9 protein-coding genes are annotated in these 9,256 nt (G+C 66.7%); 5 read left to right on the top strand and 4 right to left on the bottom strand.

The window, feature by feature from the left end:
* The first annotated feature begins 99 nt into the window (after nt 1–99).
* On the top strand, nt 100–246 hold the full coding sequence (locus tag AB0N29_RS19600; protein WP_364869529.1) for a hypothetical protein: 147 nt from the start codon (nt 100–102) through the stop codon (nt 244–246).
* An 89-nt stretch (nt 247–335) separates the two neighbouring features.
* Here AB0N29_RS19600 and AB0N29_RS19595 read toward each other — a convergent pair whose 3' ends face one another.
* The 4 genes from AB0N29_RS19595 to AB0N29_RS19580 form a co-directional block, all read right to left on the bottom strand.
* Complete coding sequence (locus tag AB0N29_RS19595) at nt 336–1,820, bottom strand: hypothetical protein (RefSeq protein ID WP_364869526.1); 1,485 nt, start codon at nt 1,818–1,820, stop codon at nt 336–338.
* Nucleotides 1,821–2,452: 632 nt separating this feature from the next.
* The gene (locus AB0N29_RS19590) at nt 2,453–3,709 is read right to left on the bottom strand and encodes a restriction endonuclease (protein WP_364869523.1); all 1,257 of its coding nucleotides are present in this window, start codon (nt 3,707–3,709) and stop codon (nt 2,453–2,455) included.
* A gap of 179 nt (nt 3,710–3,888) precedes the next feature.
* Nucleotides 3,889–4,032: a hypothetical protein gene (locus AB0N29_RS19585; protein WP_364869520.1), complete on the bottom strand. Its 144-nt coding sequence runs from the start codon at nt 4,030–4,032 to the stop codon at nt 3,889–3,891.
* 33 nt (nt 4,033–4,065) lie between these two features.
* Complete coding sequence (locus AB0N29_RS19580; RefSeq protein ID WP_364869517.1) at nt 4,066–4,740, bottom strand: recombinase family protein; 675 nt, start codon at nt 4,738–4,740, stop codon at nt 4,066–4,068.
* 1,095 nt (nt 4,741–5,835) lie between these two features.
* On the opposite strand from AB0N29_RS19580, the gene AB0N29_RS19575 reads away from it, so the two are divergent.
* From AB0N29_RS19575 to AB0N29_RS19560, 4 genes are all read left to right on the top strand, one after another.
* Nucleotides 5,836–6,093: a hypothetical protein gene (locus tag AB0N29_RS19575; RefSeq protein WP_364869514.1), complete on the top strand. Its 258-nt coding sequence runs from the start codon at nt 5,836–5,838 to the stop codon at nt 6,091–6,093.
* A gap of 179 nt (nt 6,094–6,272) precedes the next feature.
* Nucleotides 6,273–6,812 carry a hypothetical protein gene (locus tag AB0N29_RS19570; protein WP_364869511.1) on the top strand — a complete coding sequence of 180 codons (540 nt, stop codon included), beginning with the start codon at nt 6,273–6,275 and terminating at the stop codon, nt 6,810–6,812.
* A 709-nt stretch (nt 6,813–7,521) separates the two neighbouring features.
* The gene (locus tag AB0N29_RS19565; protein ID WP_364869508.1) at nt 7,522–7,776 is read left to right on the top strand and encodes a helix-turn-helix domain-containing protein; all 255 of its coding nucleotides are present in this window, start codon (nt 7,522–7,524) and stop codon (nt 7,774–7,776) included.
* A 1-nt stretch (nt 7,777) separates the two neighbouring features.
* Nucleotides 7,778–9,100 (top strand): site-specific integrase, encoded by a 1,323-nt coding sequence (locus AB0N29_RS19560; protein WP_364869505.1) that lies wholly within the window; start codon nt 7,778–7,780, stop codon nt 9,098–9,100.
* Nucleotides 9,101–9,256: the final 156 nt, after the last annotated feature.

The raw sequence follows: 9,256 nt of genomic DNA, 5'->3' as shown, positions 1-9,256 counted from the left end.
CGACTGGCTCCACACCTACAATCACCACCGCGGTCACACCGCACTCGGCGGCAAGTCACCAGCCGACCTCGTGCCCAACCTGTGTGGACAGAACAGCTAGTGCTCGTCAGCACCGGCTACCTCGACCGGCCCGCACCGGAAGGCGAACCCGAGGTCTTGTGGTGGATCGACCCGCTCACGGACGAGGATCTCCTCGAATCCTTGACGGAGTGCTACATCATCGACATCTACCAGCGCGCCGAGTGAGGCGGGGCGAGGATCAGCGGAGACGGAAACGACGCGCTCCGGCAGCGTGCCGCTGAAGCGCCGCAGGGGCGTTCTACGGCCCGATGGCGTCACATCGTCCTGCGGTAGTACTTATCCGGCGACCGCGACGACGCGGCCTCCTGGTACGCGCGCTCTTCTTCCTCCCTCTTCTTCTCGGCGGCGGTCTGGTAGCCGGGCGTCGGGAGCGAGTTGACGGGTTGGGTGAGTGCTGTCGCGATCCGGCCCTTGAGAGCGCCTACGACGTGCTGTGGGGCGCTCATGACGGTCATCTGGGTTGCGAGCGCGTCGGTGTGCCATCCGACGTTGTAGGGGGCGCTGAGGGCGTCGTGGAGGGACTCAACGTCGGCACTGGTCATGACCATGTGGTTGCGTCGGGTCGGGTTTGTGATGGCGGCGATGAGCGCGAGGAGCCAGGGTCGGTACTCGACTGCCGCGTTGGTGGCTGTCGGGGCGGCTGCGGCTGCGGGTCGTCGGCCGGTGAGAGCGGCAGCGAGGTCGGCGTCTGCAACTGGCGGCTTGAACTTCTCCGCCTTCCCCCCGCTTGTGGATGTCGCGGCGGCGGCGACGTCTTTGGTGGTGTCGGCGGCAGGGACTGGGGGGAAAGCAGTGGACCCACAAGCACTGGTAGAGGAGAGAGCGCTCACTTGAGGGGGAACCCCTTGATCCTTTGACGGGGAAACCCCTCGCTCACTTGAGGGGGGACCCCCTTGCTCACTTGAGGGGGGACCCCCTTGCTCATTTGAAGTGGGGGTGGCGGCGCTGGGGACCGTCTTGAGGACCGGCGCGAGGCTCCAATCGATGCTGATGCGGTAGGCGTCGTGAGCGTCGTCGGGGCGAGTGTCGCGGCACCACGTGATCCACGGCGCGTCGGCGCAGACCCGGCGGACGGTGTCCCAGGCTCGGCGGTAGGTGGCAAGGCTAATTCCAGCCTTCTTGGCGATCCACCTGGCCGGGACGGGGAGGCCCAGGAAGGTCTCGGTGGAGGTGTACCGGTAGGTGCTCTTGTCGTACTCGGCGGTGAGGAGCCAGGCGGCAAGCCAGACGAGGACGAGGCGGGTGTCTGTGCCGTAGCGGGGGCCGGTCGGCGTGATGCCCTCGGCCCACCGGTACTCCCAAAGGATGCCGAGTGGGATCCGGAGGGAGTCTTTGGCCGCGGCCCGGTCGATGCGAACGCGCAGCGCCTGGCCGGGAAGTGCCGTCACGGCATCGGAAGCGAGCAGCCCGGCCGAGATGTATTTGTTGAGCAGGGCGGTGGTCGAGCGCGACGTCTTGACCGTGCTGATCCCGCATCGAGCGTCTATGAGCCGGGTGCGCCAGGTGACCATCCCGGTGGTGTTGTCGGCCCGGTCGACCCCGACCGTGTAGCGCAGCAGGTCCTCGGACCGCAGACCGTGTCCACCGGCAGCGGCTTTGGTCAGCCAGACCGATTCGGCTTCGACGGCCTTCTTGATCGCGGATGGCTCGGAGCCTGCGACGTCGGCGAACGTCAGGTCGGAGACGACGGTGAGGTGGAGGGCGTCGGGAGCGGTCGGTTCGGACGGCAACGCAGACATCGGGGGTTCTCGTTTCGTTTCGGCGGAACTCCGGTGACTAGCCGGAGGGTTGGTGCTGGTGGCTCTATCGGCGGGCCGGACGGGCAGGTGTACGGCTGTGCGGAGGTTCTTCTAAGGTGGCTGCAGAACACCCTTGTCCCTGCCGATTAGAAGGACGAGCAGCGCTTTCCGGTTGAGGTCTCCGTTTCCCTCCCGGAATGCGAACGGCCCCCGGCTGACTACCGGGGGCCGATGCTTCTTCAAGCAGCGCCTCGAAAGCGACGCTCGGGCATGGGGGCGGAGATGTCGTAGCGGGCAATCAGTGCGGCTAAGAGGCCGGTGGTCGGATGGCGACCCGTCGTCCTTGTAGACGGTCGCGCCTGACCGGCCCGGCGCGTTGTCCCGTTTGACCGAGTCTTCCCCCGCGCGGGGCCAGCCTCTGCTGTACGTATCGCCGTACTCCGCCCGGAGTGCGCTGCGCGAGTAGATCCGGTCACTCGCCCGAAGTGCGCCGTAGCCGACGCACGCGTTGGGATTCGGATCGGCCAGGCGTTGCATTGCGCGCGTCACGACCTCGGCGTTGAAGTCTCGTCGCGCCTCGGCACCTGGGCGGGCTCGGGGCTAGGTTGGCCCGGAGCGGCGCCGGGCTCCGATTACGTCGGCCCGAAGCGACTCCGGGCAGCGAAGTTGACCGGCTCAATGCTGCCATCGAGGGTGAACCGAAACAGCAGCATGCCGACCTGGTCGGCCCAGGCGACTGCCTGAGTGGTGTAGCCCGCCGAGGAGAAGAACACCCAGTGCTTCGCGCCGAGCCCATGTCCGGCTCCGTAGAGGGCTTGCAGGACCGGCCGCCCGGTCTTGACCGCCTCGAACTTGACCTGCGCCACAACGCCGTCATCAGCGCGTCCGGAGACGTCGACACCCCCGTCGGCGCCCGGCGGTGTCATAGCGGCGTCAATCCAGCCGAGCCAGCGCACCCACTCGGCGGCCAGGGCTTCGGCTTCGGCTGCATCGCGCACCATCCGCGGCTCCGGGCGCGGGCGGTCCATCCTCGGCGGCAGCGGCTTCAATCGCGGTAGCCCCATAGCGCGACGGGTGTACTCGCTCGTCGGCTCAGGGGGCTGGTAGGCCATGATTGCTTGCGGCTGCGGCGAGGCCGGTGGGTACAACCGTGGTCCCGCATGCACCGCAGCATCGAGATTCAGGGCGTCGATGGTGGCTGCCGCCGGGCTGCCTTCGGGCGCCTTGATCCTGAAGGTGGGGAAGCCCTGCTGGAGGATGATCAGTTCGTGATCCAGTGACACTCCGCCGATGTTGGCGACACGTAGTCGTTCGGTCACGGCGATGTTGCGGGCCGTCTTGCGCTTCTTGTGCGGCCAGCCCGTGCACCTGACGGCTCCGTCGGAGAAGACCTCGACCAGGACGTCGAACTTCATGGTCGGCCGCGCGAGGAGTGATCCCAAGTTGCGCCGCTGACCGGTCGTCATGGCGTACAAAACGGGCGACCGTGTGCTGTCGACGCGGGCCTCCCACGTCGCCACCGGACCGACTCGGTTCAGGTGACCGAGCAACGGCTCGACCTCGGCCCACTCGGCATCAGTCATGACCTTCGCGGGAACGAAGTCGGGCGTACGCCAGCGCCGGAACTCGGCGTTGCAGCGGCGCACCATCGCGTCGTACGAGGCCGCTCCGGCTGCTGCTCCGAACCCCCGTTCAGGGTGGGAAGGTTCCGGAGTCGGGGTGGGACGGACCGAGGCGTCGGGCCCGTCCGGTGCCTCAGAGCCGGTGACCTCCAACGTCCGGTCGGCCGAGCGGCGCTCCCGCGCCGCCCGTATCTCGGCGGTCAGTTGTTCCGCGCGGCGACGTTGGGCCTTCTCTGCGCGGCGACGCTCGGCGTTGCCCCTAGACATGCGGCTCAGGGTAGGGCTCACGGCTGACACCGGCCTGGCGAGTGTCGTCAGCAGGCCCGGACGGCGACGCGCTTGGCAGAGGCGTTGCGGCGCTTCGCGAACACCATGAGGACGCTGCGGCCAGCGACCCGGAAAGGTCGGCTGTGATCACGAGGTCAGGACGGACGGAGAACATCCACTCAGATCCTGCGCGCGCCCAGTTCCGCGAGCGTGACCTCGATGCCCGTCAGGACGGCGTCAGCGACCTTCGCCGTGGGCCCTTGCAGACCGTTCAGCACGATGGCTCGTGTCCACACGTGCGGACACGAGCCATCGACGGTCACGGCGGCAGGTTGGCCGCGCTCCAACATGGGCGGTTAGGCAGCCTGCCCTCCTACACGACGTCTGATGGTGCGCTCACTCACACCCAGGAGGCGGCCGATCTCCGTCCATGACTTCCCGGCCGCACGCCAGTCCGCTGCGACCCGTACCTGCTCCTCGGTGAGCACGCGTGGCCGACCGCCGACGCGGCCCCTTGCCCTCGACGACTCCAGGCCCTGGCGGGTCCGCTCGACAAGGACGTCCCTCTCCATCTGTGCGAAGGCGGCCGCGACGGAAACGAGGACGGCGCCGAGCGCCGAATCGGTGGAGATTCCAAGGTTGAGGATGCGGAGCGCTACGCCGCGCTCGGAAAGGTCGTCGATTAGTTGCAGCACACCGACCGTTCGTCGTCCCAGTCGGTCTAAACTCTGAATGACCAGGGTGTCCCCGGGGCGTAGAAAGGCGAGGCACGCGTCGAGCCCCGGGCGCGACATCCTTGTGCCGGAGACGCCATGGTCTTCGAAGACCCTCTCGCAGCCAGCCTCAGCGAGGATGTCGAGTTGGCGATCCAGCCGCTGGGACCGGTCACTGACTCTCGCGTAGCCGACGAGGGACCCGGCAGAAACGTGCGTGTCGGTGTGTGGGTTATGCCGGGGGGTTTCGCCGGAAGGGTCTGAGGCGTGCGCAAGGGTCCGGCAGGAGGTGCGGTCAGAATCGGTCGTTTCTGTCATGGCCCTACGGTCCGGCCGACCGCCGACATCTCAGGTCGGTGGTCTTGGCCAGCCAAGGAGCAAGACTGATTCCTGATGTGAGGTGTCAGCCCGTCACGTCGGTCGGTGGGATGGGGCACGACCAGGCATCCCTGCCGTCGAAAAGGGCGCCGCAGTCGAAAGCGTGTGGGGCTGGACGTGTCGCGGCCCGTTGAGGATCCGACGTTCCCGCTCGCAGGCCCGAAGCGGTGATCGCCCAGTCGAAGGTGGTGCCGTCGGGACGCACCGGAGGTACCGGTGCTTCCCCGTCCTTGCGGGGTGCTCGGGTGATGCAGTGAGCCAAGACCACGACCTTCCTTGCGAGCGGACGTCGACGCAAACCGCGCCCACCGACAACCCCGAGACGCCGCATGTCCCCTCACCTAGACCCTGACCTAGGCGTGACAGCCCTCGCACTCCGCGAATCCGTCGTCTTCGCAGGTCCGGGAGGGTTCCGCCCCTTACGTGTCTCGCGAGAATCTCCGGCGACTAAAGGTGACGTCAATTGCGCCCGACTTCTACGTCCGTGAAGTACTTGCGCACCTCCGGCCGCTGCCGTTACTGCATCCGTTAGAGCAACCTCATGACGACACGACGCGGCACGATCAGGTTCACCCTCGACCTCCCACGCGACCTACACAAGGCACTCCGGCGGTACGCCGTCGAGACCGACATGCACGCCTCGGAGATTCTTCGCGAACTACTGCGCGACTTCCTGGCATCCAAGGCAGCGGGCGACCGAGCCGTGGAGGCGGCGCTCTACCGACGTGGCTACGACGCAGGCGCGGCCGCCGAACGAGACCGAATCGCCCAGGCCATCCAGATCACCAGGACGAACCGCCCCGGTCTACCAACCAGCCCCCCGGCCAGCCGTCAGTCCACGGCCCAGCCCCCGAGCGAGAAGTCGGACAGACCCGCACCCGGTTGCGAGTAAGCCCGAGCCGCGCCCGTCGCTTCCCCGTCGTAGGCGTCCACATCTGTAGACACGACGTACCCCACCTTCCGGACACGTCGTAAACGTGCCGATGAAGCCCTCTGAAGGTGGCGCAGGGCCACCACCCACCTCTAGGAGGACCCGTGACGGCTCAAGGACTGCAGACCAAGATCGCCCAGATCCAGCAGGAGGCCCGCAGGGCCATCAACAACCGCCTCGCCGGTACCGGACACGACATACGGAAGTGCCTCATCGACGTTCGGTCCGAACCCGACGGAACCGTCGTCGTCCACGTCAACTCCGGCGGCAACGCGAACGCAGTCATGCATGCACTCTGGAATCGTCACGCCGTCGACTCAGCCCTGCATCCCGACTACGGCGTCCTCGTTCGGGTTGCCTGACTAGCGGGGCAGACATACCAAGGCGCTGACTGTTGTGAACTCCTGGCTCGTTTCCGTCCAAGTGACAGCGGCCTTTAGCCGAACCGCGAGCCCGGGTGGCTTCGGCGTGCCAGGGTATGGCGCGACCGACTCTGGGAGGGGCACGAATGGACAGCGCAGGTGCGCGTGGAACGGCGGCGGTGACGGCGCTCGCGATGCTCGGCGCACTCGCCGTGGGAGCCCTCGGCGGATGGTTCGCCCGCGGCGGTGGCGACCCGACGAACGCAACCGCGTCGGCCACGGTCACCGTCACCGCCGAACCTACGGACCGTGCCTCGGCAGACGACGGCGCCAGTGAGCCCAGGGGCGCCCCCGAAGACGCCGCGTCCCGGCACACCATCCGCGGCACTCTCCAACTCACCGTCAACCGGAACCCGGAGTTCAAGGAGAACTGCACCGGCTTCGAGGAGGAGGGCTACGGCGACATCCACGTCGGCCAGCAGGTGGTGGTCACCGACGGCAACGGGACGACCTTCGCGACCGGCGCCCTGACCGCATGCAAATTTTCCCCGCTGGAGTCCCCCCAGCAGGCACGCGGGCTCCTGTTCGACTTCACCGTCTCAGACGTCCCAGCGGCCGACTTCTATCGCGTCCAGGTCGGCACGGGCACCCGCGGCGCACTCACCATCTCGGCCGACGACATGGAGCGCAACGACTGGAAGGTCGCGCTGAACCTCTGAGCGCCCGCGTCCCTCGGACGGGGGCGGACGATGCTGCGGACCGGGCACGCCGCCGGACACTTCCGGCCGGACCACCCGAGCAGCACAGCCGTGAGCAGCGCCAGAAGCGAGTGCGGTCTCGTCGCGATGCCCTGACGGCTCTTAACCTGGGACCGCTTCCCTGGTGCTGGTTGCAGCACGGGTCGCTGCGACCAGCCAGGACTACTCCAGACGCTGGGACGAGTGCCGACGAAGGCACCGAACGCCCACGTCAGCGGAGCGGGGAACATCAACTCGGCTCACAAGCGGCTCTGCCGAACTCTTCACGGCGCAGCGGACCGTCCGCCGCGCCCTTCGATCCACGCCAGCCGAGGCCGGGCCTCCCTCCCTCCACGGGCTCCCTCCATCGACGGGTCTCCTCCTCCTTCCACGGGTCTCCCCTCCCCCTCGGGGCTAACCGAGCCCATTCACTAAGGACGCCACTTTGTACCCGCGGCGGCCCGACACGTCCCTGACACGTCCTCCCGACGCGTCCATACGTGCGTACGCCCTGTAGTAGGACGTCGACCGCGCTGATCGCTTCGGATCCGTCCCTGACCTGCAAAGACGCAAGCACCGACCGGTGCTGGAAGGGCCCAAACGCTCACTGAGAATGGTCGATTTACCACTTCGTCCGCGAACACGCCGATGACCGGAGGGCAAGCCCGTCACCACCACAGAAGGGAAGACCATGACGGACAACACCAATCAGCCCGCCGTGCAGGAGGCGTGCGCGAACTGCGCCGCGGACGTCACTCGGCGCGACAACGCCCTTGAGCCCATGCTCACCACTCAGGAAGTCATCGACTTCCTTCAGGTCACTAAGGACACGCTCTACGCCTGGCGCAGCACAGGCGACGGACCAACCGCCCACAAGTTCGGAAAGCATCTTCGGTTCCACCGTCACGACCTGCTGGCCTTCGTTGCCGCGAATAAGGTGGCCTGAGGTGGCGAGCATCAAGAAAGTGAAGACCGGCGCCCACTTCGTGACCTACAACGACGGCGACCGCGAAGTGACGAAAACGTTCGGTACTGCGACCGAAGCCAAGACCTTCGCTAAGACAGTGCCGAACGGACGAGCCGACCAGGAGCAAGGCCACGGACCAGTCCGCTGGGAGGTCTGTTACCGAAACGCAGAGAACAAGGGCCGTAGCAAGCGATTCCCCCGGCAAGCCGAGGCAGCCAAGTTCGCACGCACGGTCGAGATGCAGAAGGATCAGGGGACCTTCGCCGACGCAGCAGCGGGCAAGGTCCTCTTTCGCGAATACGCAGAGACGTGGCTTGCGGGCCGGTCGCTCGCCGCAAACAGCCGAAAGCGGAAGAATGATCACCTCGTCAATCACGCGGGCCCAGTCATTGGCGACAAGCAGATGAGGCAGATTAAGGCCGAGGACATCATCACACTGCTTCAGAGCATCACCCACCTGTCTGAGACCACGCGTCTTGGCATCTACACGGATGTTCGCGCCGTCTTCGCCTTCGCGAAGGACAACCGTCGCATCTCAGAGGACCCTTTCACGCTCCACAGCGTGCGGTCTGCCAAACCCCGGCCGCGCAGAAGGAAGATCGTCCCCTGGGACGCTCCCCGGGTTCGCGCGATGCACGATGCCCTTTCGGAACGCTACGCAGTCACGGTGATGCTCGGCTCGGGACTCGGGCTACGCCAGGCAGAAGCATTCGGCTTCTCACCGCTCGACGTCGACCGTGAACGACGCGTCGCAGTCATTCGCCGACAGGTTCTCCTGCTCGACGACGGACTCCACTTTGGCCCCCCGAAGGGCGGAAGAGAACGAGAGGTGCCGGTCCCTCAGGGCCTGCTCAACTACCTGGACCAGTACCTCGGCAACTTCCCCCCTGTGGACGTATCCCTGCCGTGGAGCGACCCCAGGTCTCGAAGCGCGACTTCCGACGGGGCCATTGTGAGCGTGCCCCTCCTGTTGACCACGCGGGAGAGAAATGCACTCAACAAGAACACCTTTAACCGCAACACGTGGAAGCCAGCGCTCGCGCAGTTAGGCATCGAGAGCACCCGCCGAAACGGAACGCACGCCCTGCGTCACTACTACGCATCCGTCCTCCTCGATGCTGGCGAGTCGATTAAGGCACTCAGCGAGTACCTGGGCCATCACTCGACGGCCTACACCCTCGATACATATACGCACCTCATGCCCGACTCCCATGCCCGAAGCACGGCTGCGCTGGACGCCGCGCTAGGCAACACCCTCGCCCCTCAACTCGACGAGAAGGACAACCGAAGCGACGCGGCCTGACCCGTCGGCGTCGGCTCCTGGCTCGACGCCCATCGCCCCAGTACGAACTCTTGAACCGCCGCAGGCATCGTCCGCCGGTCGAGGGGCCGACCTGTCCCGGTGACCCGCGGTCGGGCGCTGGGGCCGTCATCACAGCCAAGTCGACTACGCGGTTAG

The sequence above is a fragment of the Nocardioides sp. NPDC092400 genome, assembly GCF_040684155.1.
In the GTDB taxonomy this organism is placed as follows: Bacteria; Actinomycetota; Actinomycetes; order Propionibacteriales; family Nocardioidaceae; genus Nocardioides.
This window is presented reverse-complemented; position numbering and strand designations above follow the sequence as displayed.